At 63.9% G+C, this 24,735-nt stretch carries 17 protein-coding genes; 16 read left to right on the top strand and 1 reads right to left on the bottom strand.

Annotated features, from left to right (window positions below):
- Positions 1-54: 54 nt before the first annotated feature.
- The 12 genes from LPC22_RS04090 (at position 55) to LPC22_RS04035 (ending at position 14,164) form a co-directional block, all read left to right on the top strand.
- Complete coding sequence (locus LPC22_RS04090) at positions 55-1,098, top strand: 3-isopropylmalate dehydrogenase (RefSeq protein ID WP_045923997.1); 1,044 nt, start codon at positions 55-57, stop codon at positions 1,096-1,098.
- Positions 1,099-1,128: 30 nt separating this feature from the next.
- Entirely contained in the window at positions 1,129-2,103 is a 975-nt protein-coding gene (locus tag LPC22_RS08470; protein ID WP_373312889.1) for an NINE protein, read from the top strand.
- The gene (locus LPC22_RS04080; protein WP_229132542.1) at positions 2,013-3,311 is read left to right on the top strand and encodes a lipoate--protein ligase family protein; all 1,299 of its coding nucleotides are present in this window, start codon (positions 2,013-2,015) and stop codon (positions 3,309-3,311) included. Before LPC22_RS08470 ends, LPC22_RS04080 begins: the two co-directional genes overlap by 91 nt.
- Before the next feature lie 123 nt (positions 3,312-3,434).
- Entirely contained in the window at positions 3,435-4,154 is a 720-nt protein-coding gene (locus LPC22_RS04075; protein ID WP_024627458.1) for a Crp/Fnr family transcriptional regulator, read from the top strand.
- A 41-nt stretch (positions 4,155-4,195) separates the two neighbouring features.
- Positions 4,196-6,457, top strand: coding sequence for a transglycosylase domain-containing protein (locus LPC22_RS04070; protein ID WP_229132540.1), 2,262 nt, complete (start codon positions 4,196-4,198; stop codon positions 6,455-6,457).
- Positions 6,458-6,591: 134 nt separating this feature from the next.
- Positions 6,592-7,953, top strand: a complete 1,362-nt coding sequence (locus LPC22_RS04065; RefSeq protein WP_229132538.1) for an NADH:flavin oxidoreductase/NADH oxidase — start codon at positions 6,592-6,594, stop codon at positions 7,951-7,953.
- 47 nt (positions 7,954-8,000) lie between these two features.
- The gene (locus tag LPC22_RS04060; RefSeq protein ID WP_229132536.1) at positions 8,001-8,705 is read left to right on the top strand and encodes a polyprenol monophosphomannose synthase; all 705 of its coding nucleotides are present in this window, start codon (positions 8,001-8,003) and stop codon (positions 8,703-8,705) included.
- Between the two features lie 219 nt (positions 8,706-8,924).
- Entirely contained in the window at positions 8,925-9,776 is an 852-nt protein-coding gene (locus tag LPC22_RS04055) for a DeoR/GlpR family DNA-binding transcription regulator (protein ID WP_082067561.1), read from the top strand.
- Between the two features lie 82 nt (positions 9,777-9,858).
- Positions 9,859-11,142 (top strand): galactose-1-phosphate uridylyltransferase, encoded by a 1,284-nt coding sequence (gene galT / locus LPC22_RS04050; protein ID WP_229132534.1) that lies wholly within the window; start codon positions 9,859-9,861, stop codon positions 11,140-11,142.
- The gene (gene galK / locus LPC22_RS04045) at positions 11,139-12,401 is read left to right on the top strand and encodes a galactokinase (protein WP_373312888.1); all 1,263 of its coding nucleotides are present in this window, start codon (positions 11,139-11,141) and stop codon (positions 12,399-12,401) included. Before galT ends, galK begins: the two co-directional genes overlap by 4 nt.
- Positions 12,402-12,516: 115 nt before the next feature.
- Complete coding sequence (locus LPC22_RS04040) at positions 12,517-12,789, top strand: ACT domain-containing protein (RefSeq protein ID WP_024627463.1); 273 nt, start codon at positions 12,517-12,519, stop codon at positions 12,787-12,789.
- 10 nt (positions 12,790-12,799) lie between these two features.
- On the top strand, positions 12,800-14,164 hold the full coding sequence (locus LPC22_RS04035; protein WP_229132532.1) for a PFL family protein: 1,365 nt from the start codon (positions 12,800-12,802) through the stop codon (positions 14,162-14,164).
- 15 nt (positions 14,165-14,179) lie between these two features.
- Here LPC22_RS04035 and LPC22_RS04030 read toward each other — a convergent pair whose 3' ends face one another.
- Entirely contained in the window at positions 14,180-14,833 is a 654-nt protein-coding gene (locus LPC22_RS04030; protein WP_081709278.1) for a tRNA (cytidine(34)-2'-O)-methyltransferase, read from the bottom strand.
- 112 nt (positions 14,834-14,945) lie between these two features.
- On the opposite strand from LPC22_RS04030, the gene LPC22_RS04025 reads away from it, so the two are divergent.
- The 4 genes from LPC22_RS04025 (at position 14,946) to LPC22_RS04010 (ending at position 24,632) form a co-directional block, all read left to right on the top strand.
- On the top strand, positions 14,946-15,938 hold the full coding sequence (locus LPC22_RS04025) for an iron-sulfur binding domain-containing protein (RefSeq protein WP_229132530.1): 993 nt from the start codon (positions 14,946-14,948) through the stop codon (positions 15,936-15,938).
- A gap of 30 nt (positions 15,939-15,968) precedes the next feature.
- Positions 15,969-16,619 carry a hypothetical protein gene (locus LPC22_RS04020; RefSeq protein WP_229132529.1) on the top strand — a complete coding sequence of 217 codons (651 nt, stop codon included), beginning with the start codon at positions 15,969-15,971 and terminating at the stop codon, positions 16,617-16,619.
- Between the two features lie 194 nt (positions 16,620-16,813).
- On the top strand, positions 16,814-20,380 hold the full coding sequence (gene rpoB, locus LPC22_RS04015; RefSeq protein WP_024627468.1) for a DNA-directed RNA polymerase subunit beta: 3,567 nt from the start codon (positions 16,814-16,816) through the stop codon (positions 20,378-20,380).
- 88 nt (positions 20,381-20,468) lie between these two features.
- Complete coding sequence (locus tag LPC22_RS04010) at positions 20,469-24,632, top strand: DNA-directed RNA polymerase subunit beta' (protein WP_229132527.1); 4,164 nt, start codon at positions 20,469-20,471, stop codon at positions 24,630-24,632.
- Positions 24,633-24,735 lie beyond the last annotated feature (103 nt).

Raw genomic sequence — 24,735 nt, 5'->3', positions numbered from 1 at the left:
CGGGATTCGGTCGGGGTCGGGAAAGGGCCTTGGCAGGCTCGTTATGCTCGTGGTATGACAAATAGCAAGCAGAAAACATATCACATTGCGGTCATTGCCGGTGACGGCATCGGCAAGGAGATCGTTCCCCAGGCTCAGGCTGTGCTGGAGAAGGTGACCCGAGGCAAGGCTGATATCCGCTATGAGGACTTCGACCTGGGCGCTGAGCGCTACCTGCGTGATGGAGCCGTTCTGCCCGACGAGGATCTGGACCGGCTCAAGCAGCAGGACGCCATCCTCCTTGGGGCCATCGGCGACCCCCGTATCAAGGCCGGCATCCTGGAGCGGGGACTGTTGCTGAAAATGCGTTTCGAGCTGGATCAGTATGTCAACCTCCGTCCATCCAAGCTCTACAAGGGCGTGGTGTCGCCCCTGGCCAATCCGGGTGACATCGACTTCGTGGTCGTGCGTGAGGGCACCGAGGGGCTCTACGCCGGGGCCGGCGGCTCCATTCGCCGGGGCACTCCCCAGGAGGTGGCCACCGAAGTCTCCATCAACACGGCATACGGGGCGGAACGGGTCATCCGCTACGCCTTCCAGCTGGCTATGAAGCGTCGCCGTCGCCTGACTCTGGTTCATAAGAAGAACGTGCTGACCAACGCGGGAGACATGTGGCAGCGGCTGGTCGACCAGGTGGGTCAGGAGTACCCCGATGTGGAGCGCGAGTACCTGCACATCGATGCCTCCACCATATTCCTGGTGACCGAGCCCAGCCGTTTCGACGTGATCGTGACCGACAACCTCTTCGGCGACATCCTTACGGACGAGGCGGGGGCTGTGGTGGGAGGCGTGGGCTACTCGGCCTCCGGCTGCATCAACGCCTCGGGCACCTACCCATCCATGTTCGAGCCCATCCACGGGTCCGCCCCTGACATCGCCGGCAAGGGGATCGCCAACCCCACGGCCGCCATTCTCTCGGCCGGGATGCTCCTGGATCATCTGGGCTTTGAGGACGAGGCGGCCAGCATCGAACGGGCCGTGGAGGATGACATCGAACGCTCCGGCTCCACCCAGCGGAGCACGGAGCAGATCGGCAGGGATATCCTAAGCCGTCTGTGATCGGGCCGGATGGCGGCTAGACTGGAGGGCATGACTATGGATAACGCCCCCCAGCCGGATGACCGGCAGTCCAGCGATATGCCGACAGGGAATCCCGGCTTCGGTCCCTCCCCGTTCCCACAGGTTCCGCCCGAGCATCAGGAACCTGCCGGGGGAGACACCGATGCCAGAGCAGCCCAGCCGGGCCAGTCAGGTCCAGATGCAGTCGACGGGCAGCAGCAGGATTCGGGCTATCCAGCTGGCCATGATGTCGGCGGGGGGAACCAGAGCCCCTATCAGACCGGGCAGTTTCCCGCCAGTCAGTATCCCCATGATGGGTATCCGACAGGGCAGAGGGGCAATGCCGGATACCCGTTTGCCTCTCAGGAGGGCGAACAATATCCTGGGGCGTATCAGGCAGGGCCCTATCGGCCCAGTCAGTATCCGACGGCCGGGTATCCAGCTGGTCAGCAGTATCCGACCGGTCAGCAGTATCCTGCTGGGCAGTATTCCGGTGGCCAGTATCCTGGGGGCCAGAATCCTCCAAGTCCCTATCAACCGGGACCGGGCTATCCCGGCCAGTACCCGTCTGGCCAGTACCCACCGAGTGGGTACCCGGGCAATCGATACCCAACTGGCCAGTATCCAGGCAATCAGTATCCTGGCGGGCAGTATCCGCCGCAGGCTCCTATGCCTTGGCCCTACCCGGGCATGCCCCAGGGCGGGTATCCCGGGGCTATGCCCAGCGGCAGGAGTCCCTATCCAATATCACCCACTCCGCACAGCAAGCTGGCAGCCGGACTGCTCAGCATCTTTCTGGGCTGCTTCGGCGTGGGCAACTTCTACCTGGGCAGAACCGGCCGGGGTGTGGCTCAGCTCATGCTCACCCTGATCGGGTTCCTCTTCTTCTTCATTGGGCCGACCATCGCCATAATATGGGGGCTGATCGAAGGTATCCTGATTCTGTCATCCTCAACCGGCTCCTTCTGGCATCGCGACGCTCGCGGGTGGGAGTTGACGGATTGAATCCGGCCCTTCTGCGCGGCGTCGGCAAGCAGATGGGCGGTAAACTTGCGGCCGTAACCCTGGCCTTGGGCCAGGGGCCAGACTCCCGTCCAGTCATCACTTCCTGCAGGATTGACGGCGACTTCTTTACGGAGCCGGCCCCGACCTCCTCCCGTGAATCCGAGGATGATCATGGGCCGGTATCCCGGCTGGAATCCGCAATTTGCCGTATCCCGCTGCCCTTGGATCCTGGTCTGGCTCTGAAGCGGCTGGGCAGGATCATGGCAGAAGGGGATGGCCAACGGGTTGTCGGCGTGTCCCCATGGACCCTAGTGACTGCACTGGAGCGCGCCCTGCCGTCTGGGCTGGTCATCCACAGGCACGAGGAGCCCGACCAGGCGTCTTTTCAACAGTCGCAGCCGGACGAGGTCGAATGCCGCCGCCGTTGGTCTGGCCTGAAGCTGGACCTGATCAGGGACCGTCCACGTCAGCCGGCCATGCAGATGGCCATGGATCAGGCTCTCAATGATGCCGTGGCCCAGGGCCAGCTGCCACCCACCCTGCGCATCTGGAACTGGGCGGCGCCAGCGGTGATCCTGGGACGCTTCCAGTCCCTGAGCCGGGAGGTCCACGTGGAGCGGGCGCGCAGTCTGGGCTTTACCCTGGTTCGCCGCTGTACCGGCGGTGGCACCATGGTCATCCAGCCCGACCGGGCCATCACCTATTCCCTCTATCTGCCCCTGGACTTCGTCAAGGGGACCGACCTGATCGACTCCTACCGGATCTGCGACTATTGGCTGATTCGTGGTCTGCGCATGCAAGGGATTCAGGCGGGCTGGCAGGGCATGAATGACATCGCCTCCCCGCGGGGCAAGATGGGGGGCGCCGCCCAGCGCAGACTGCCGGCAGGCTCCCGCGGACCGGGCGGACTGCTCCACCACACCACCCTTTCCTACTCGGTGGATGCCGATCTGATGGCCCAGGTACTCAACGTGGACCCGGCGAAATTCCACGACAAGGCCGTGAACTCGGTCAAAAGCCGGGTGGATCCCATCGACAGGCAGACCAGTCTGACCCGTCAATCTCTGATCGATGCCCTTCTGGACACCCTGCCCTCCCTGGTGTCGGATCTTCGCATATCAAGTCCTGCGCCCGAGGTTGAGCAACGGGCCCGCACCCTGGCCCAGCAGCGCTACGGCCGTGGGGAGTGGACCGCCCAGATTGCATGACAGGCGAGGGGGTTGATGTGTGTGGGTATAATCGTGCTCAGTCGCGTCGAACCCGGCGTGAGGTCATCAACCATGCGTGAGTCGGTGCAGACCCGCCAGACATGGCGAAAAGGAGTGCGGAGTATGGCGGTTCACAAGCCCAACGAGATTCCCGATGACGGGAACGCCCTCAGGCAGACCGCCCTATTCAAACAGGTGCCCAGGCAGGATGCCGACCAGCTTTTGGACACCATGCACGAGTCCACTTATGCCAAGGGGTCCACGGTCTTCCGGCAGGGGGACACCGACCACCGGATGTATCTGCTGGAGGAGGGCAGGGTCAAGCTGGTTCGCCAGTCGCCCGACCGCCGCATCCAGCTGCTCAGTATCCATGGACGTGGGGAGATCCTGGGCGAGATTCCCGTCTTTGACCCCTCCGGCGGGCCGCGTACCGCCTCGGCTGTGGTCATGGTCAATAAGACCAAGGTGGCTGCTCTGGATCACGATGCCCTCTTTGACTGGCTCAATCAGCATCCCAAGGTGGCTGTGGACATGCTTCAGGTGTTGGCCCACCGCCTGCGGACCGACAACGAGCGCATCTCCGACCTGGTCTTCCTGGACGTGCCGGCCCGTCTGGCCAAGACCCTGCTGGATCTGGCCACACGCTTTGGTGAACCCTTCGAGCAAGGGCTGATGGTCCCTTACGATCTGACCCAGGAGGAGCTGGCCCAGCTGGTCGGTGCCTCACGGGAGACCGTCAACAAGGCCCTGATGGACTTCTCCAACCGGGGATGGATCTCTCGCAAGGGCCGCACCATCATCATTTTCCAGCCAGGACCGCTGATTCGACGCTCACGCATGTGAACGCCGCTGTCCGGTAGAGCCAACGGCCTAGGATGGAGACCATGCCCGAACAAAAGAAATCCATGTCGGTCAGGCGCTTTTTCACGCTGCTGCTGGCTTACCTCATCTTCTGCGTCGCAGGTGGCGTGGTCGTCTCTGGTTTTCTGTTCCCCGCAGTCTTCGGCATCAACGCCGTCTCCAAGAATCTGATGCCTGCTCTGAAGACGGAGAACATCGACTTCAACGTCAACGATCTGCCCCAGCAGTCCCGCCTTTACGCCTCCGACGGGCATACCGTCATCGCCACCTTCTACGCGCAAAACCGGATTGTGGTACCCATCAAGGATGTCTCCGACTACATGCAGAAGGCCGTGGTGGCCCGTGAGGACCGTCGTTTCTTCGAGCATGCGGGCGTGGATACCCAGGGCGTGCTCAGGGCCTTCATCCAGACCTACATCAAGCAGGGTGACACCCAGGGCGGTTCCTCCCTGACCCAGCAGTACGTCAAGAACGTGCTCATGAACCAGGCCGAGGAAAACAACGACCCCATCGCTGAGTATCACGCCCAGGAGGAGACCATAGCCCGCAAGATGCGGGAGATGCTGATAGCGGTGCAGATGGAGAAGAAGTACTCCAAGGCCGAGATTCTTCAAGGATACTTGAATATCGCCCAGTTCGGAACCAACGTCTACGGGGTTGAGTCGGCGGCCAGGCGCTATTTCAGCAAGTCGGCCAAGGAGCTGGATCCGGGCGAGTCGGCCACCATCGCCGCCGTGACCAAGAATCCCGCACGCTTCGACCCAACCGTCAATATCAAGGCCGCTCAGGAGCAGCGGAACATCGTCCTGGATCTGATGAGGCAGGAGAACTACATCAGCCAGCGTCAGTATGAGGAGAACAAGGCCAAGCCGCTGGATCAGATGCTGCATGTGCAGTCTGCGGACGCCGGCTGCCAGGCGGCCGGGGACGCGGCCTTCTTCTGTGACTACGTGACCAAGCAGATCCTCAACTCCAAGGAGTTCGGCAAGAGCCAGGAGGATCGCAACAAACTCCTCAAGGAGGGCGGCCTGGACATCTACACCACCATGGACGTCAATGCCAACGCCGCAGCCATGAAGGCGGCCCGCGACACCATCCCCGTGGATGATCCGACCGGCTTCGAAGTCACGATGGCGGCCATTCGCCCGGGTACCGGCGAGGTTTTGGGCTTCGGTATCAACCGCATTTACGACGCCACCCAGAACTCTGGCGGTGGCACCCGCACGGCCATCAACTATGCAGTGGACCAGCAGGACGGCGGCGGCTGGGGTTTCCCCGTGGGCTCCACCTGGAAACCCATCAATCTGGTGGCCTGGATGAAGGCCGGCAAGTCCATCAACCAGCCCCTGCGCACCTCTACCAGCTATCCGCAGACCGCCTTCGCCTGCAAGACGGCTGACGGTACCTCCTATGGATTCGGCACTGGCAGCTGGCACGTTGAGAACTCGGGCGGCGGCACCACTTCGCCGGAGAGCCCCCTGCAGGGCCTGATCCGCTCGCACAACACCACCCAGGCCTCCATGGCCCAGCAGATTGGCCTGTGCAGCATAGCGGATACAGCCAAGGACATGGGCTACCACAATTCGCCCAAGGACCAGATGGACATCCACTCAGACAACAGCTTCCAGCCGCCCATGACCATCGGATCGGTCCAGGCCTCCCCGCTGACCATGGCCAACGTCTACGCCACCATCGCCGCCAAGGGCGTGGCCTGCAGCCCTATCGCCATGACCAAGGTGATCGATAAGAACAAGCGGTCCATCAAGGTGCCCAAGGCCAACTGCCATCAGGCCATCGACCCGGGCATCGCCGAGACCACCGCCTATGCCCTCAACCAGGGCGTGGTCCAGCCCGGAGGCGAGGCGGCCGTGACCCAGCTGGACGGGGGCCGCAAGACCTTCGCCAAGACGGGCACCCATGAGGACAAGTACATGCTGACCGGCGGGTTCGTGCCCCAGGTGGCCTCCTTCGTCACTGTGGGCAATGCCGAGGGTCAGGTCTCCTTCAATGGCAAGGTCATCAACGGACGGTCCATGGGCACTTGGTACGGCATGTACATCGCCACCCCGGCATGGAAGGAGTTCATGAACACCTACCTGGCCGCTGCCAACATTCAGCCCGATAATTCCTACGGCAACCCCGACGCTCGCTTTACCGGCGGGGTCCAGCCTCAGCAGTCGGCTCCGATGCAGCAGCGTCAGATGACCCGTGGTGTAGGCGTGCAGGAGCCGGAGAGCGAGGAGCTCACTTCGGAAGCGACTCAGAGCGTGCAAGCGGCTGACTAGTACCTGGCCTGATCCGCTTGATGGGTTCCGGCTGTGACCCGAGCGAGGCTGTGCTTACAATGGAGACCATTAGGGATTCGTCGACGGGCGGGACCACGAGGGGTACGGCCGTCCGCCGGGAGAGGCAGGAACAGATGGTCCAGGAATATTCAGAGCTGGATGACAAGGCCCCTCGGGCCGACGGCCGGGTTCATGAGGATCAGGTGATGCCGGGGCCGGTGAGCGGCTCCGGCAGGTTGGATGTTTCCAAACCGATCTGGCCCTTTGAGCCGGATGCCGCCGACGGCAAGAAGAAGACTGGCAAGGCTGCCAAGGGGATCAAATCGTCCAAGAAGGACAAGAAGGCCAAAAGAGTCAAAAAGGCCAGGAAATCAAAATCAGGAAAAAGGCGGGAGACGGCTCTGCCTGCGCTCTTCCAGCCCATGGAACTGCGCGACCAGCACATCCGCAATAGGATCTGGATGCCTCCCATGGACACCTATTCGTCCCTGCGGCATGACGGGGTTCCTACCAACTTCCACTATCAGCACTATGTATCCAGGGCCCTAGGCGGCTTCGGGGTCGTCATCGGGGAGGCCACGGCTGTAAATCCCCAGGGGCGGATCTCTCCCTGCGATGTGGGGCTATGGGATGACGAGCAGACCAGGGCCTGGCAGGGCATCGTCCGGGATGTCAAGGCCGCTGGAGCCGTCCCCATCGTCCAGCTCAATCATTCGGGGCGCAAGGGCTCCTCCGGGTGTTCCTCCATGGGCTATATCAACGCCACCGTGCCCGTGGCCGAAGGAGGCTGGCAGCCCGTGGGCCCCAGCCCCATCGCCTTCGGGAGGATGGCGGTCCCGGTTCAGCTCTCGCGGGCGCAGATAGCCTCCATTGTGGCTGACTTCCGTTCCGCTGCCGTGCGAGCCGTTCAAGCCGGCTTCCTGGGAGTGGAGCTGCACGCCGCCCACGGCTACCTGCTCTCCCAATTCCTGGATCCCCTGATCAACCGACGCAGCGACGAGTACGGGGGTGGCCTGTCCGGCAGAATGCGCCTGCTGATCCAGGTGACCGATGTCGTGCGCGAGGTCATTCCCTCGGGCATGCCCCTGCTGGTGCGCATGTCCGCCACCGACTGGGCCACTGGCGGATGGGGTCTGGACGAGACCATCCGCACCGCCAAGGTGCTCAAGCTGCACGGGGTGGATCTGATTGACGTTTCCACCGGGGGTCTGGTGCCAGGCGTGAAGATCCCAGCCGCTCCCAACTACCAGGTGCCCTTCTCCTACCAGGTGCGCAGCCAGGTGCTGATTCCCACCACAGCGGTGGGGCTGATCACCAAGCCCAGGCAGGCTGACCGGATCGTACGCAAGGGTCTGGCCGATGCGGTCGAGATCGGTCGAGCCAGTCTGCGCGACCCCTACTGGCCGCTCAGGGCCGCCTACAAACTGGGGCTGTCCGCTCAACAGGCCCCCTACCCTGAGCCTTACCGGCGCGGGGCCTACGGCATCGCACGCTGAGAGCGGCCATGGACGCTGTTCGTGGTGGAGCAGGGACCGTTGTGGTCATGCCTACGTATCAAGAGGCTGACAATATCGGAGTGACCCTTCCACAGCTGCTGGCCTGCTGCCCGGAAGTCGATGTTCTGGTCGTCGACGACAACTCGCCGGACGGCACCGGCGCCAAGGCCGAGGACATGGCTAAGCGCGACCCTCGCGTGCACGTCCTCCATCGGCATGACCGCCGCGGGTTGGGCCCTGCCTACGTGCAGGGTTTCCGCTGGGCTTTGGGGCATGGCTATGGCCTGATCTGCGAGATGGACATGGATGGCTCCCATCGACCCCAGGATCTGGCCAGGATGCTGGCGGTGGCCCGAGGCGAGGCGCATCCGGATCTGGTCATCGGCTCGCGCCGGGTGCGCGGAGGCCGCACCCAACATTGGCCCTGGTATCGGGACCTGATCTCGCGTATGGGATCCTGGTATGCCCGCACCGCCCTGGGATCCTCAGTGCGTGACATGACCGCCGGCCTACGGGTCTATCGAGCGGATGTACTCAGGCGGATCGACCTGCGAAGGGTCCGCTCCAGCGGCTACGTCTTCCAGGTGGATATGCTGCGTCGGGTCCAGGCCATGGGTCTGAGCGTCGTCGAAGTGCCTATAGTCTTCGTGGAGCGGGTTCGCGGCAGCTCGAAGATGGATGCCGGGATCGTACTGGAGGCCATGGTACAGGTGACCCTGTGGGGACTTGAACGGTTGACCCATCGAAACTGACATTGCATCGCCATCGTGTTCGCTTTCTCAGGCGACCCCGCAGGCCCTTGTGGGCGACTTGAAGACAGAATGTGCCTTGGTTGACAGGTTGCTGCAATAGCTGCGGCAGGCCTCTGGCATATGGAAGAATGGTCGGGGTATCGAAGAAACATCGATTGTTCGCCCCTGTTTTTGGACCGCGACCACAGTCCTATGGTCGGCTTGCCAATTTGGGCGAATGTGTGCGATAATGTTCGAATGATATCGTCACAACGCCAACACCTGATATTGAACCGGTTGCGTACTCGTGGCGCAGTCCGTATCACCGCCCTCTCCAAGGAGCTGGGCGTTTCCGCCATGACCATCCGTCGGGACATTGCCGACCTGGCGGACAAGGGCCTGCTCAAGAGGGTCCACGGAGGGGCCGTCACCACCAGCTCGCTGCTGGCTGAGCCGCTCTTCTCGGTCAAGTCGCAGATGGACATGGGCCTCAAGGACACCATCGCCCGTCACGCCATCGACTATGTCTCCCCGGGCGACGTCATCGCCATCGGCGGCGGAACCACGGCCTATGTCTTCGCCCAGCACCTCCTGGAGAGCCGTCAGTGTGCCGGCGTGACCCTGCTGACCAATTCCATCCCCGTGGCCGAGCTGGTTCAGGCCATGGAGAGCAAGGACGTGGAGGTCATCGTCACCGGCGGCGTCATCACCCGGTCCAACTCACTGGTAGGCCCCATTGCGGATAAGGTCATCGCCTCCCTGCGGGTCAACACGGTCTTTCTGGGGACCCACTCGGTCTCCATCCCACGCGGCTTCCTGATGCCCAACTCCCTGGAGGCGGCCACCGATATGGCGCTGATGGACATCGCCGACCGGACCATCATCCTGACCGACCATACCAAGTGGAGCTGCACCTCCCTGTCCCTGTTCGCCTCCTTCGACCAGGTGGACACCGTCATCACCGACGACCAGCTGGACCAGGAGTCGGCCGAGGCCACCCGCTCCCTGGTCAAGCGGCTGGTGTTGGTGCCGGTCAACCCCGAGGAAGGCCAGGCTCAACCCACCGATGGGTCTGAGGATCAGACTCAATGAACGGCCGGTCACACTGGGGTGCGCGGGTTGCCATAGCTGGTTGCCATGGATTGTCAATCATCACGGACGATGAAGGAGCAGCATGAAGTCAGAGCAGTATGTCCCTCAGCGGTATGTTCCCGGCGAGTATGCCAGGGAGCATATCCGCATCACCCCCACCAGGCTGGCCGACGGGCGCCGGTTCTTCTATCTGGACGATGATCCTGAATATGTCTCCGGCCGCAGGACCAGGCGTCTGGACGATCCTCGTCCGCTGACCGACCGGTTCGCCCCCCATCAGGATCAGGAGGGCAGGACGGTGCCCTTCCAGCCGCCGCAGATGCGCCGGGACCCTCTGACCGGCGACTGGATTCCCATGGCCACGGCCCGGATGAACCGGCCCATCACCGCCGGTCCGCAGGCCACCGCCAAGGGCAACCCCCTGGCAGCCAGAAAGCCCGGGGATCCCTATCAGGATGGGGAGATCCCCGATGTGGACTACAACGTGGCGGTCTTCGAGAATCGCTTCCCCTCCATGATGCAGGTACCCAATACGCAGCCGGCCGACCAGCCCTCCCTGGTGGACGGCAACCCCCTCTGGCCGGTGCGCGAGGCCAACGGGCGCTGCGAGGTGGTCTGCTTCGACCCTGATGAGCACGCGTTGCCTGCCGATCTGCCGGTTTCCCGTCTGCGGACGGTGGTGGAGGCCTGGGCCTTCCGGACTGCTGAGATCTCGACCATGGAGGGCATCGAACAGATCTTCCCCTTCGAGAACCACGGCCAGGAGATCGGCGTCTCCCTGGCCCATCCCCATGGACAGATTTACTGCTACCCCTTCATCGCCCCCCGGCTGGAGCAGGAGTTGAGGCAGTGCGCCGACTACCGGGAACGCACCGGCGGCAACCTCCTGGCGGATATCCTCAAGGCCGAGCTGGACTCCGGACGGCGGGTGGTCTTCCGCAACGCCACCTGGGTGGCCTATGTGCCTGCGGCCGCCCGCTGGCCCCTGGAAGTCCACGTGGCCCCCGTCCGCGACGGGATCCTGAGCCTGGACCAGCTCAACGACCAGGAGCGCTGGGACCTGGCCGTCATGTATTCCACCCTGCTCAAGAGGGGCAACGCCTTCTTCGACAAGGGCGACGGCAAGGGGATGGATCTGCCCTACATCGCCGCCTGGCACCAGGCACCGCTGCACGATCCGCGGCGGGAGGACTACCGGCTCAACCTGCAGTTCTTCTCCTTCCGTCGGGCCGTGGACAAAATCAAGTATCTTGCCGGATCCGAGTCAGGCATGGCTGCCTGGGTGTCGGACACCACCCCTGAGCGGATCGCCGACCGTTTCCGCCAGCTGGGGCCCCTGGACCTGGAGAATGGAGAGAATCAATGACGACGACAGTGGAATTCATGCAGGCCTGGACCCAGGGTGCGGACGGCCAGGGGGCCACCAAGGCCCGGGAGCTCTTCCAAAAGGTCTATGGCGGGGATCCCCAGGGCGTCTGGAGCGCCCCGGGCCGGGTCAACCTGATCGGTGAGCACACGGATTACAACGCCGGGCTCTGCCTGCCCATCGCCCTGCCTCACCGTACCTATGTGGCCGTCAGCCCCAGGACGGACAGCCAGGTTCGTCTGGTCTCCACCATGGATCCGGAGCATCCGGTCCAGGCTGATCTGGATGGTCTTCAGGCCCGGGGAGTGAGCGGATGGGCGGCTTATCCGGTAGGTGTGGCCTGGGCCCTGCAGCGGGATGGCTTCCCTCAGGTTCAAGGGTTCGACCTGGCCCTGGCTTCCTGTGTGCCCGTGGGGTCCGGATTGAGCTCCTCGGCGGCCATGACCTGTGCCGTGGCACTGGCCCTGGATGACCTGTTCGGTCTGGGGCTGGGCGGCGACGAGGCTGGTCGGGTCAGGCTGATCCAGGCCGCCATCACTGCTGAGAACGATATGGCAGGCGCCTCCACAGGCGGCATGGATCAGAGCGCCTCCATGCGCTGTCGATCCGGCTGCGCCCTGCGTCTGGACTGCCGGCCAGAACTGGATGCCATGAGCAACGTGCGTCAGGTTCCTTTCGATTTACGGGCTGCGGGCCTGGAGCTGTTGGTGGTCGACACCAGGGCCCAGCACCAGCTCAACGACGGCCAATACGATCAGCGGCGGGCCACCTGCGAACAGGCTGCACATCTGCTGGGAGTGGCCAACCTGCGCCAGGCGGCAGACCAGGTCAATGGCGCTGCTGATCCCCCATCCGCCCTGGCTGCCCTGATGGAGCAGCTGCCCGATGAGACCATGCGTAGGCGGGTACGCCACGTGGTCAGCGAGATAGGACGGGTGGACCGCTTTATCGAGGCCTTTGGCAGGGGCGATTACGTCCTAGCCGGCCGCCTGTTCAACGCCTCCCATGACTCCCTGAGGGACGACTACGAGGTCACCTGCCCGGAGTTGGATGAGGCCGTGGATGCGGCACGTCAGGGCGGGGCCTATGGGGCTCGCATGACCGGCGGCGGGTTCGGCGGATCCATCATCGCCCTGGCTGATGCCGGCAAGGGCTCCGATCTTGCCCGTGAGATAGCCGAACGATTCGCCTCCAAGGGATTCAAGGCCCCCAGAGCCCTGATCGCCCTGCCATCATCGGCGGCCGCGCGCGAATCCTGAATTCAGACTGCAGACCTCTACGACCCCGCTTCTCCCGGCGCTCCTCTAAGCTGGGGGAGCGGGGTCCCGGTTTTCAGGGGTCCAGTCAAGGGCGAGGTGGATGAGGAGGACGGTCATGGACAAGGCGATCATCACGGTGGTGGGCAAGGATGCCATCGGCATCATCGGCAAGGTCTGTACAGACCTCTCCCAGCAGGGGGTCAATGTACTGGATATTTCGCAGACCATTCTGGATGGCTTCTTTACCATGATGATGATCGTGGACTGCACTGCCTGTAAGGATGATTTTGACGCGCTGAGCCAGCGGATGGAATCCCTGGGAGAAGAGATCGGGGTCTCCATCCGCTGCCAGCGCGAGGAGATCTTCACCAGGATGCACCGGGTCTGAGGAGGCGGCCATGATCACACGTGACGAGGTCCTGGAGACCAACGACATGATCGACCGGGAGCGCCTGGACGTGCGCACCATCACCATGGGCATCAGCCTGCTGGATTGTGTGAGCGGTGATGTGGACATGCTCTGTCGGAACATCCATCGCAAGATCGTCTCCCTGGCCGGCGACCTGGTGTCCACAGGCGATGCCATCGCCCGTGAGTACGGCATTCCCATCGTCAACAAGCGCATCACCGTCACTCCTATCTCCCTGGTGGCCGCCGGCGCCTGCCACACGGTGGAAGACTATGTAGCCGTGGCCAAGGCACTGGATCGTTCGGCCCAGGAGGTCGGAGTCAACCTGATCGGTGGCTATTCGGCCCTGGTTGGCAAGGGCATGACTCCGGCCGAGCGGCTGCTGATCAAGTCCCTGCCCAGGGCGCTGAGCCAGACGGAACGGGTCTGCGCCAGTGTCAACGTGGGTTCCACCAGAACAGGCATCGATATGGATGCCGTGGCCCTGATGGGGCGGGTCGTCAAGGCCACTGCCGAGAGCACCGCCGACTCAGACAGCTCCGGCTGCACCAAACTGGTGGTCTTCTGCAACGCTCCGGACGACAACCCCTTCATGGCCGGTGGCTTCCACGGGGTCAGCCAGGGGTCGGCCGTCATCAACGTGGGGGTCTCCGGGCCCGGCGTGGTCAAGACTGCCCTTGAATCAGCCAAGGGAGCAGACTTCGGGCAGCTCTGTGAGACCATCAAACGTACGGCCTTCAAGATCACCCGCGTGGGGCAGCTGGTGGCCCAGGAGGCCAGCCGCCGCCTGGATGTGCCCTTCGGGATCATCGACCTGTCCCTGGCGCCCACCCCGGCGGTCGGAGACTCAGTGGGGGAGGTCCTGCAGACCATGGGCCTGGAGCAGGTGGGCGCCCCCGGGACCACTGCGGCCCTGGCCATCCTTAACGATCAGGTCAAGAAGGGCGGCATCATGGCTTCCAGCTCGGTCGGCGGGCTGTCCGGGGCCTTTATTCCCGTGTCTGAAGACGCCGCCATGATTCAGGCTGCACAAGAGGGGAGCCTGACCCTGGAGAAGCTTGAGGCCATGACCTGCGTCTGCTCGGTGGGGTTGGACATGATCCCCATTCCCGGGGACACCTCTGCCGAGTCCATCTCCGGCCTGATCGCCGACGAGGCGGCCATCGGCATGATCAATCAGAAGACCACTGCAGTCAGGGTCATTCCTGTCATCGGTAAGCAGGTGGGCGAGTGGGCCGAGTTCGGCGGACTCATGGGCGGCGGGCCGGTCGTGCCGGTCAATACCCGTTCCTGCGCGGACTTCGTCAATCGAGGCGGACACATCCCGGCACCCATTCACAGCTTCAAGAACTGAGTGTGCTCGCAGGGTTCAGCGACCGCCTTGGAATCCCAGTTGCCGCCAGGCCTCGTAGATGGCGATGGAGGCGCAGTTGGTCAGGTTCAGGCTGCGCAGGCTGGGCCGCATGGGCAGCCTGACCTGTTCGGCCACGTGAGGGCCGGCCATGATCTCCATGGGGTCGGGGATGTCGCCCGGTTCGGGGCCGAACAGGAGGATGTCGTCCGGCCGGTAGCTGACCTCGGTGTAGAGCTTGTCGGCGTGGGCGGTGAAGGCGATGATTCGGCTGTCGGGCATGGAGCGGACCAGGTCGTCGAAGTCCGGGTGCAGGACCACATGGGCCATGTCATGGTAGTCCAGGCCGGCCCGGCGCAGCTTGGTGTCTTTGAGGTTGAAGCCCAGGGGCTCTATCAGGTGCAGGATGGTGCCGGTCACGGCGCATAGGCGGATGGCCGAGCCGGTGTTGCCGGGGATCCGCGGCGAGTAGTAGCACAGGTGGGGCGTGGAGGTCTTGACCCGGCTGGCCTGATCGGCCTTCATCATGGCATCCACCACGGAGATCGGGTTGCCGTGGGCGTCAGTGACCAGCTCGTCGGGACCATAATTCGATTTGCGGTATCCGTACTCGTACATGCTCTCGACGGCCTTCGAGGGGTCGCCGGACCGCTCCTGTTCCTGCCTGTTCATGAGGCCAACCTACCGTCGCCAAACGACAGGCCAGGCAGTGCCGGTCGGCACCGTCAGGCAGAATACGGCGGTTGAATGAGGCGGAATCGGATGGTGAAGGGCGGTGTGACCCATGGAGCGTGCGGAGACGACCTTGGCGGAGACGGAGCCCATACGTTTGCGGCTGTTCGACTGGTGGAGCCGATATGCCCGCGACCTGCCCTGGCGCTTCGGGCGAACCACGCCCTGGGGGGTCCTGGTCTCCGAGGTCATGAGCCAACAGACCCAGATGAGTCGGGTGGTGCCCTACTGGACGGCCTGGATGAATGTCTGGCCGGATGCGGCCTCACTGGCCGCCGCCCCCAAGGCTGAAGTCATTACGGCCTGGGGCAGGTTGGGTTACCCGCGCCGAGCCCTGCGCCTACAGGAGTGTGCGCGGCAGGTGGCCAGTCAGTACGCAGACCGGCTGCCCCGGGATTACGACCAGCTGGTGGCCCTGCCTGGCATCGGCGACTATACGGCCAGCGCTGTCATGAGCTTTGCCTACGGCGAGAGGATCGTCGTCATCGATACCAACATTCGCAGGGTGCTCTCCAGGGTCTTTCTGGGACGTGAATCCAAAGGGGGTGCTGCCAGCCGAGAGGAGCGCCAGTTGGCCTGGCAGGTCCTGCCTGAGGACGAAGATTCAGAAGTTTCTGATCATCACGTGAACGGTGACGACAGCTTGGGAACGGCTGACCCGCAGATCCGGTCGGCAGCCTGGCGGGAGCCGCCCTCGGCCCGATGGAATCAGGCCGTTATGGAGCTGGGCGCCACGGTCTGTGTGGCCCGCAAGCCGGCTTGTGACATCTGTCCTCTGGCCGGCCACTGCCGTTTCCTCAAGGCTGGTCTGCCCGGTCTGGGTGCAGGCAGAACCAGGCCCCGGCAGCGCTTCGCAGGCACCGATCGGCAGATTCGCGGATCCATCCTCCAGGCGCTGCGGCAGGCTTCTGGCGCGCCCGTCTCCAGGAAGGACCTGAAATCCCTGTGCGACGACGAAATCCGACTTGATCGGTGTATCGCCTCCCTGGACGAGGACGGCCTTCTGGAGATCGGCCAGGACGGCCGCTTGAGTCTGCCGCAGTGAAGGCCGCCCTGACGATTAGACTGGAGAAGTATGGCCAAGCGACGCATGAGCGAGAAGAAGCGGCGGATGTACCGTCGCCGGAGGATTGCTGCCGCCCTGCTGGCGGTGCTCTTCCTGCTGGTCTGCGCTGGTCTGGTATGGGGCGTGGGGGCCGGCATCCGAGCACTGCGTGGAGGCAATGGGGCCCAGGGAACCTCGACCAGTGTCCAGCAGAGCTCAAAGACCAAATCCAAGGACAAAGACAAGCAGAAGAAGGATTCCGGCAAGAAGCGTTCCTCAGGAGCTCCTGACTGCGGCAAGGAGGACTTGGCCTTGGAACTGGCTGCGCCCGATCCCAGTACCGGGGTCGGCGGATCCATCGACTTTACGGCGACCATTCGTCACAAGGGAACGGGCTCCTGTCTGGTGGACGGCTCCGACGGCGGCCGGGTGCTGATTATCACCAGCGGCGAGGAGACCATCTGGCGTTCCGACGCCTGTCCGGTTGGGGCTCGCACCCTGCTCATGGCCACCGGCGACAAGGACGTGCAGACCATCACCTGGAATGCCGACAGCAGCCAGGACAGCTGCCTGCCCGACGATCAGCTGCCCCGCGTCAATGCCGGCTCCTACCAGGCCAAGCTGGTCCTCAAGTCCAATCCCCGGGTGGTTTCCCAGCCTGTGCCGGTCATGGTCCAATAGCAGTTGCTCTAAAACGACACGCCGATTGCTTCTGAGGCTCTTAGCTGGTACTCTTGATGCTTTGCATGAGGTGTGTCATATAGCGGGCATACATCATCGAGGAGGTGCCCGCGAATAGGCATATGGCGGCCATTCGGCATCTCCCTGGGGTAACAGGAATGATCGAGTACGGCGAGCGATAAGGAACGTCCATTTTGGCTGCCAATAAAGCTGTAAGAAGTACCACCACTACGCAGGCACGCGCTGACGAACACGACATCAAACTGCACAAGGCCACCGACCGTGTCAACTTCGGATCCATCCGCGAACCCATCGAGGTGCCCTACCTCCTGGGCGTGCAGACCGATAGCTTCGACTGGCTGGTCGGCAACGACCGCTGGAAGAAGCGGGTCGAGGAGGATCAGGTCAACGGGACTCATACCGTGGCCCCTGTCTCCGGCCTGGATGAGGTCTTCCAGGAGATCTCTCCCATTGAGAACTTCGCCCAGACCATGAGCCTGACCTTCTCGGATCCCTACTTCGAGGAGCCCCGGCACACGGTTCAGGAGTGCAAGGAGAAGGACTACACCTATTCGGCTCCTCTGTATGTGAACGCCGAGTTCGAAAACGGCGACACTGGCGAGATCAAGTCGCAGACCGTCTTCATGGGCGACTTCCCGCTGCAGACCCCTCACGGCACCTTCATTATCGGGGGCTCGGAGCGCGTCATCGTCTCCCAGCTGGTCCGCTCCCCGGGTGTCTACTTCGACCGCACCCAGGACCGCAACTCCGACAAGGAGATTTTCGGGGCCAAGATCATCCCCAGCCGGGGCGCCTGGCTGGAGTTCGAGATCGACAAGCGCGATGTGCTGGGCGTGCGCGTGGACCGCAAGCGCAAGCAGTCCGCAATCGTCTTCCTCATGGCCATCGGCATGACCAAGCCGCAGATCCGCAAGGCCTTCAAGGGCTACCCGCTGGTGCTGGATGCCTTGGAGAAGGAGACCATCGAGACCCAGGACGAGGCCCTGACCGACCTCTACCGTAAGATTCGGCCTGCGGACACCGCCTCACCCGAGGCCGGCCGCAACCTGCTGGACTCCTTCTACTTCAACACCAAGCGCTACGACCTGGCCCGGGTCGGTCGTTACAAGATCAACCGCAAGCTGGGCCTTGAGGCCGATTTCAACGACCGCAGCCTGCATCCCGAGGACATCATCGCCACCCTGAAGTACCTGGTGACCCTGCATGCCGGCGGGCAGACCTTCCCCGGCCGCCGCGACGGCCAGGACATCGAGCTGCGGGTGGACGTGGACGACATCGACCACTTCGGCAACCGCCGCATCCGCCAGGTAGGCGAGCTGATCCAGAACCAGCTGCGCACCGGCCTGAGCCGTATGGAGCGTGTGGTCCGCGAGAGGATGACCACCCAGGACGCCGAGGCCATCACCCCGCAGTCTCTGATCAACATCCGCCCTGTCAACGCCACCATCAAGGAGTTCTTCGGAACCTCCCAGCTGAGCCAGTTCATGGATCAGAACAACCCGCTGGCCGGCGTGACCAACAAGCGTCGTCTTTCGGCCCTGGGCCCCGGCGGCCTGTCCCGCGACCGTGCCTCCATGGAGGTGCGTGATGTGCACCCCTCCCACTACGGACGCATGTGCCCCATCGAGTCCCCTGAAGGCCCCAACATCGGCCTGATTGGCTCCCTGGCCACCTTCGCCCGGGTCAACCCCTTCGGCTTCATCGAGACCCCCTACCGCAAGGTCATTGATGGCCAGGTGACCGACGACGTGGTCTACATGACCGCCGACCAGGAGTCCGAGCACACCATCGCCCAGGCCAACCAGGAGATCGACGAGACCGGACACTTCGTCGAGGACGAGGCCCTGGTCCGTGACGCCGAGGCCGAGGCCAAGGATGTGCCCGTCTCCCAGGTGGATCTGATGGATGTCTCCCCCCGGCAGATGGTTTCGGTGGGCGCCTCCCTGATCCCCTTCCTGGAGCACGACGAGGGCCACCGAGCACTGATGGGCACCAACATGCAGCGTCAGGCCGTCCCCCTGGTCAAGTCCGAGCGTCCCCTGGTGGGCACCGGTTCCGAGTGGCGCTCCGCCATCGATTCGGGCGATGTCATCCTGGCCGAGAAGCCGGGCGTGGTCACCTACGTTTCCGCCGACATCATCCGTGTCATGAATGACGACGGCACCCAGTCCTCCTACAAGCTGGCCAAGTTCCAGCGTTCCAACCAGACCACCTGCTACAACCAGGTCCCCCTGATCAAGGATGGGGAGCGGGTCGAGGCCGGCACGGTCCTGGCCGATGGCCCCGCCACCCAGAAGGGCGAGATGGCCCTGGGCAAGAACCTCCTGGTGGCCTTCATGCCTTGGAACGGCTACAACTACGAGGACGCCGTCATCATCTCCCAGCGTCTGGTCCAGGACGACACCCTGAGCTCCATCCACATCGAGGAGTACGAGACCGACGCCCGCGAGACCAAGCTGGGCGCCGAGGAGATCACCCGCGACCTGCCCAACGTGGGCGAGGATGCAGTGGCCAACCTGGACGAGCGCGGCATCATCCGCATCGGTGCCGAGGTAGAGGCCGGCGACATCCTGGTCGGCAAGGTCACCCCCAAGGGCGAGACCGAGCTGACCCCCGAGGAGCGGCTCCTGCGGGCCATCTTCGGCGAGAAGAGCCGCGAGGTGCGCGACACCAGCCTCAGGGTTCCCCACGGCGAGACCGGCACGGTCATCGAGGTCAAGGAGGTCACCCGCGAGGATGCCGAGGAGGACGGCGACGAGCTGCCCAACGGCGTCAACCGGATGATCCGGGTCTACATCGCCCAGCACCGCAAGATCACCCAGGGCGACAAGCTCTCCGGCCGCCACGGCAACAAGGGTGTCATCTCGAGGATCCTGCCCGAGGAGGATATGCCCTTCATGGCCGATGGCACACCCATCGACATCATGCTCAATCCTCTGGGCGTGCCCTCACGTATGAACCTGGGCCAGGTCCTGGAGCTCCACCTGGGGTGGATCGCCCACTCCGGCTGGGACATCAGCCTGGATCCCAACCTGGAGGCCGAGTGGAAGAAGCACATCCCGGCAGGAGCCGAGAAGGCCGAGCCCGGCACCGCCGTGGCCACCCCGGTCTTCGACGGTGTGCGTCAGGATGCCCTGAACGGTCTGCTCAAGACCACCCTGCCCAACCGTGACGGTGAGCGCCTGGTCGGCGACGATGGCAAGGCCGTGCTCTACGACGGCCGCACCGGTGAGCCCTTCACCAAGCCGATTTCCGTGGGCTACATGTACATGCTCAAGCTCCACCACCTGGTGGACGACAAGATCCACGCCCGGTCCACCGGCCCCTACTCCATGATCACCCAGCAGCCCCTGGGCGGTAAGGCCCAGTTCGGCGGCCAGCGCTTCGGCGAGATGGAGGTCTGGGCCCTGGAGGCCTACGGTGCCGCCTATACCCTGCACGAGATGATGACCACCAAGTCCGACGACGTGGATGGTCGCGTGCGGGCCTATGGTGCCATCGTGCGTGGCGAGAACCTCCCGGCGGCAGGCATCCCGGAGTCCTTCAAGGTGCTCCTCAAGGAGATGCAGTCGCTCTCCCTGAACGTGGAGGTGCTCAACGCCGAAGGCAACGTCATCGAGATGAAGGACGAGGACGACGACCCCAACGCCGCCTCCGACGACCTGGGCTTCAACATCGGCGCCCGCCCGGACGCCGCCGCCAAGGCCGACCAGTCAGCTCCCGAGCCGGAGTACCGCTGAACCACCAGTCACAGGGGTGCCCGCCAGACGGGTACCCCGCTAAAAGGCAAACTTCAGAGCAGTTACAAGATCAGAGACAGGACATAGAGTGCTGGACGTCAATGCATTTGACAAACTGAGAATCGGACTGGCCACGGCCGACGACATCCGCGGCTGGAGCTATGGCGAGGTCAAGAAGCCCGAGACCATCAACTACCGTACCTTGAAGCCCGAGAAGGACGGCCTGTTCGGCGAGCAGATCTTCGGACCCACACGCGACTGGGAGTGCGCCTGCGGCAAGTACAAGCGCGTGCGGTTCAAGGGGATCGTCTGCGAGCGTTGCGGCGTGGAGGTCACCCGCTCCCGCGTCCGCCGCGAGCGTATGGGCCACATCGAGCTGGCCGCCCCCGTCACCCACATCTGGTTCTTCAAGGGTGTGCCCTCCCGGCTGGGATACCTGCTGGACATCGCGCCCAAGGACCTGGAGAAGGTCATCTACTTCGCGGCCTACATGGTCACCAAGGTGGACGAGGAGCAGCGCCACAAGGATCTGCCCGACCTGCAGGACGAGTTCGACAACGAGATCAACCAGCTGGAGAAGAAGCGCGACCTGGAGATCGACAAGCGCGCCAAGAAGCTGGAAGAGGACCTGGCCGAGCTGGAGAAGACCGACGAGGTCAAGGGTTCCATGAAGGCTCGTCTGCGCAACGGGGCCGAGCGGGACATGACCGCCATCCGCAAGCGCTACGACGACCAGATCCAGAGGATCACCGCCGTCTTCGACCGTTTCAAGACCCTGAAGCCCGGCGACATGGAGGGCGACGTGGATCTGTGGCGGGAGATGCAGGACCGCTACGGTGACTACTTCGAGGGCTGCATGGGTGCCGAGGCCATCAAGAAGCGCCTGCAGGACTTCGACCTGGAGGGTGCCGCCAAGGAGCTCCGCCACGAGATCGACACCGGCTCCGGCCAGCGCAAGGCCCGTGCCTTGAAGCGGCTCAAGGTGGTCTCCGCCTTCCTGAACACCGGTAACAAGCCCGAGGCCATGGTCCTGGACGTGGTTCCGGTCATTCCGCCCGACCTGCGCCCCATGGTGCAGCTGGACGGCGGTCGCTTCGCCACCTCCGACCTGAACGACCTCTACCGGCGCGTCATCAACCGCAACAACAGGCTCAAGCGCCTGATCGAGCTGGGCGCCCCCGAGATCATGCTCAACAACGAGAAGCGCATGCTCCAGGAGGCTGTGGACTCCCTCTTCGACAACGGCCGCCGCGGCCGTCCCGTCACCGGAGCCTCCAACCGCCCCCTGAAGTCCCTGGCAGACATGCTCAAGGGCAAGCAGGGCCGCTTCCGTCAGAACCTGCTGGGCAAGCGTGTGGATTACTCCGGCCGTTCCGTGATCGTGGTCGGACCCTCCCTGCGCATGCACCAGTGCGGCCTTCCCAAGCCCATGGCCCTGGAGCTCTTCAAGCCCTTCGTCATCAAGCGGCTGGTGGATCTCAACTACGCGCAAAACATGAAGAGCGCCAAGCGCCTGGTCGACCGCGGCGATCCCGAGGTCTGGGGCGTGCTGGAGGAGGTCATCTCCGAGCACCCCGTCCTGCTCAACCGTGCGCCTACGCTGCACCGTCTGGGCATCCAGGCCTTCGAACCCATCCTGGTCGAGGGTAAGGCCATCCACCTGCCCCCGCTGGCCTGCGCGGCCTTCAACGCCGACTTCGACGGCGACCAGATGGCAGTTCACCTGCCCCTGTCGGCCGAGGCCCAGGCTGAGGCACGTTCGCTCATGCTGGCCTCCGACAACATCCTCAAGCCCGCCGACGGCCACACGGTCACCATGCCCTCCCAGGACATGATTCTGGGTCTGTACTACCTGACCACCGTGGTTGACGGCGCCAAGGGGCAGGGCCGGATCTTCTCCAGCCTGGCCGAGGCCCGGATGGCCTTGGACCTGGGCGAGATCGACATGCAGGCCAAGATCCTGCTGCGGGTCCCCGCTGACTTCGTCATGCCCAGGGATTGGAAGCCCGGCGACCTCAAGGTCGTCGACCCCGAGCCCGGCAGCCCCGACGTGGTCAAGGAGGAGGTCTTCAAGGACGGCTCCAGGCTCTTCGCCACCAACTACGGGAGGGTCCTGTTCAACCGGACGCTGCCTGTGGACTACCCCTTCATCAACGAGCAGGTGCCCAAGGGCAAGCTGTCCGGCATCGTGGACGACATCGCCACCCGGTACTCGACCGCCCAGGTCGCGGCCACCCTGGATGCCCTGAAGGATCTGGGCTTCACCCGGGCCCAGTGGTCCGGCGTGACCATGGCCTTCTCCGACATCGTGGTGCCGCCCGAGCGCGAAAAGATCGTCAACGAGTACCAGGGGCAGGCCGCCAAGGTCAACTCCCAGTACGACATGGGTCTGCTGACCGACGAGGAGCGCCGTCAGGAGCTGATCAACCTGTGGACCGAGTGCACCGATAAGGTTGCCGACGCCATGCAGGAGCACTTCACTCCGGACAACAACGTGAACATCATGGTCCAGTCCGGGGCACGAGGCAACTGGATGCAGATCCGCCAGATCGCCGGTATGCGAGGCCTGGTGGCTAACCCCAAGGGCGAGATCATCCCTCGACCGGTCAAGTCCAACTACCACGACGGCCTGTCGGTGCTGGAGTACTTCATTTCCCAGCACGGCGCCCGCAAGGGTCTGGCCGACACCGCACTGCGCACCGCCGAGTCGGGCTACCTGACCCGTCGTCTGGTCGACGTCTCCCAGGACGTGATCGTGCGCGAGGAGGACTGCGGCACCATGCGCGGTCTGACCATGAAGGTGGCCGAGCGCGACGAACAGGGCAACCTGGTCCTGGTCAAGGCCGCCGACGGCGGACCCTACTCCAGGCTCCTGGCCGCCGACGTGATCGACCCCAAGGACGGCAAGACCGTGCTCTACAAGCGCGGCGATGCCCTGTCCATGGATGTGCTGCGTGACATGGTCGCCCACGGCGTGGAGGAGGTCAAGGCCCGTTCGGTCCTGACCTGCGAGTCCACCCGCGGGGTGTGCGCCAAGTGCTACGGCTGGTCCCTGGCCACCAACAAGCTGGTGGACGTCGGCGAGGCCGTGGGCATTGTGGCCGCCCAGTCCATCGGCGAGCCCGGTACCCAGCTGACGCTGCGTTCCTTCCACTCCGGCGGTGTGGCTTCGGCCTCCGATATCACCCAGGGTCTTCCCCGTGTCACCGAGCTCTTCGAGGCCCGTACCCCTAAGGGCGAGGCTCCCATCGCGGAGTTCCCCGGCACCGTCAAGGTGGAGGACACCGATCGTGGCCGTCAGGTCACCCTGACCCCCGACGACACCTCTGTGGAGGCGCTGACCTACCCGGTCACCCGCCGTGCGCCCATGATGGTCAAGGATGGACAGCATGTCGAGGCCGGCACCCAGCTGATCGAGGGTTCTGTGGATCCCAAGAAGATCCTGCGCATCCTCGGCCCACGCGCCGCCCAGGTGAACATCGTCAACGAGGTGCACACGGTCTACCGCTCCCAGGGCGTGGACATCCACGACAAGCACATCGAGGTCATCGTTCATCAGATGCTCCGCCGCGTCACGGTCATCGACTCGGGTGACACCGATCTGCTGCCCGGCGAGCTGGTTGACCAGGCCAAGTTCAAGGCTGCCAACATGAAGGCCGTCAAGGCCGGGGGCAAGCCGGCCGCGGGACGCCCCGAGCTCATGGGCATCACCAAGGCCTCCCTGGCCACCGACTCCTGGCTGTCGGCCGCCTCCTTCCAGGAGACGACCCGCGTGCTCACCGAGGCCGCCCTGAACCAGAAGGTCGACGACCTGAAGGGCCTTAAGGAGAACGTGATCATCGGCAAGCTGATTCCTGCCGGCACCGGCCTGGCCAGGTACCGCAACGCCACCGTGGAGCCCGACAAGGCCATCCGCGACACCATCTACCCCAACTTCGGTCTGGGTGGCGGCGACGTGGATCTGAGCGACGCCGACCTGAACGATGTGGACTTCTCCAACATCGACTTCGGGGATCTGAAGCTGGGCGACGACTTCAACCCGGACGACTTCCTCAACGACCAGGGCGGCCAGAGCCATCTGGACACCCCCAACGTGCAGGATCCGTCAGCTGAGGCCGGCGATCAGACGGCTGCCACCACGAACACGGGATCCTCGGATGCCGCCGATGGCAGTGACTCCGCCCAGAATCCGTCCCAGCAGTCCGGTTCGGCCACCTTCTCCTCTTCGGAGGATCAGCACTCCAACCAGTGAGCGTCTGAACAACCGGTAGCCGCCGATCCGCTTGGGCTGGATGACCCGGCCTGGCGGATTCGGCTGCCCGATATGTGACAAATGATGAGGGCCCGTGCAATCG

It is taken from the genome of Bifidobacterium mizhiense (assembly GCF_020884755.1).
GTDB classification, from domain to species: Bacteria; Actinomycetota; Actinomycetes; order Actinomycetales; family Bifidobacteriaceae; genus Bombiscardovia; species Bombiscardovia mizhiensis.
The sequence above is the reverse complement of the archived record's forward strand: the minus strand, read 5'-3'. Positions and strand labels throughout refer to the sequence as shown.

What these genes read in the sequence shown, in the direction of transcription:
- LPC22_RS04060 (WP_229132536.1), top strand. Translation starts at nt 8,001, where the DNA reads ATGCCTACGTATCAAGAGGCTGACAATATCGGAGTGACCCTTCCACAG.
- LPC22_RS04065 (WP_229132538.1), top strand. Translation starts at nt 6,592, where the DNA reads ATGGTCCAGGAATATTCAGAGCTGGATGACAAGGCCCCTCGGGCCGAC.
- galK (WP_373312888.1), top strand. Translation starts at nt 11,139, where the DNA reads ATGACGACGACAGTGGAATTCATGCAGGCCTGGACCCAGGGTGCGGAC.
- LPC22_RS04090 (WP_045923997.1), top strand. Translation starts at nt 55, where the DNA reads ATGACAAATAGCAAGCAGAAAACATATCACATTGCGGTCATTGCCGGT.
- LPC22_RS08470 (WP_373312889.1), top strand. Translation starts at nt 1,129, where the DNA reads ATGACTATGGATAACGCCCCCCAGCCGGATGACCGGCAGTCCAGCGAT.
- galT (WP_229132534.1), top strand. Translation starts at nt 9,859, where the DNA reads ATGAAGTCAGAGCAGTATGTCCCTCAGCGGTATGTTCCCGGCGAGTAT.
- LPC22_RS04040 (WP_024627463.1), top strand. Translation starts at nt 12,517, where the DNA reads ATGGACAAGGCGATCATCACGGTGGTGGGCAAGGATGCCATCGGCATC.
- LPC22_RS04070 (WP_229132540.1), top strand. Translation starts at nt 4,196, where the DNA reads ATGCCCGAACAAAAGAAATCCATGTCGGTCAGGCGCTTTTTCACGCTG.
- LPC22_RS04035 (WP_229132532.1), top strand. Translation starts at nt 12,800, where the DNA reads ATGATCACACGTGACGAGGTCCTGGAGACCAACGACATGATCGACCGG.
- LPC22_RS04080 (WP_229132542.1), top strand. Translation starts at nt 2,013, where the DNA reads ATGGGGGCTGATCGAAGGTATCCTGATTCTGTCATCCTCAACCGGCTC.
- LPC22_RS04030 (WP_081709278.1), bottom strand. Translation starts at nt 14,833, where the DNA reads ATGAACAGGCAGGAACAGGAGCGGTCCGGCGACCCCTCGAAGGCCGTC.
- LPC22_RS04020 (WP_229132529.1), top strand. Translation starts at nt 15,969, where the DNA reads ATGGCCAAGCGACGCATGAGCGAGAAGAAGCGGCGGATGTACCGTCGC.
- LPC22_RS04075 (WP_024627458.1), top strand. Translation starts at nt 3,435, where the DNA reads ATGGCGGTTCACAAGCCCAACGAGATTCCCGATGACGGGAACGCCCTC.
- LPC22_RS04025 (WP_229132530.1), top strand. Translation starts at nt 14,946, where the DNA reads ATGGAGCGTGCGGAGACGACCTTGGCGGAGACGGAGCCCATACGTTTG.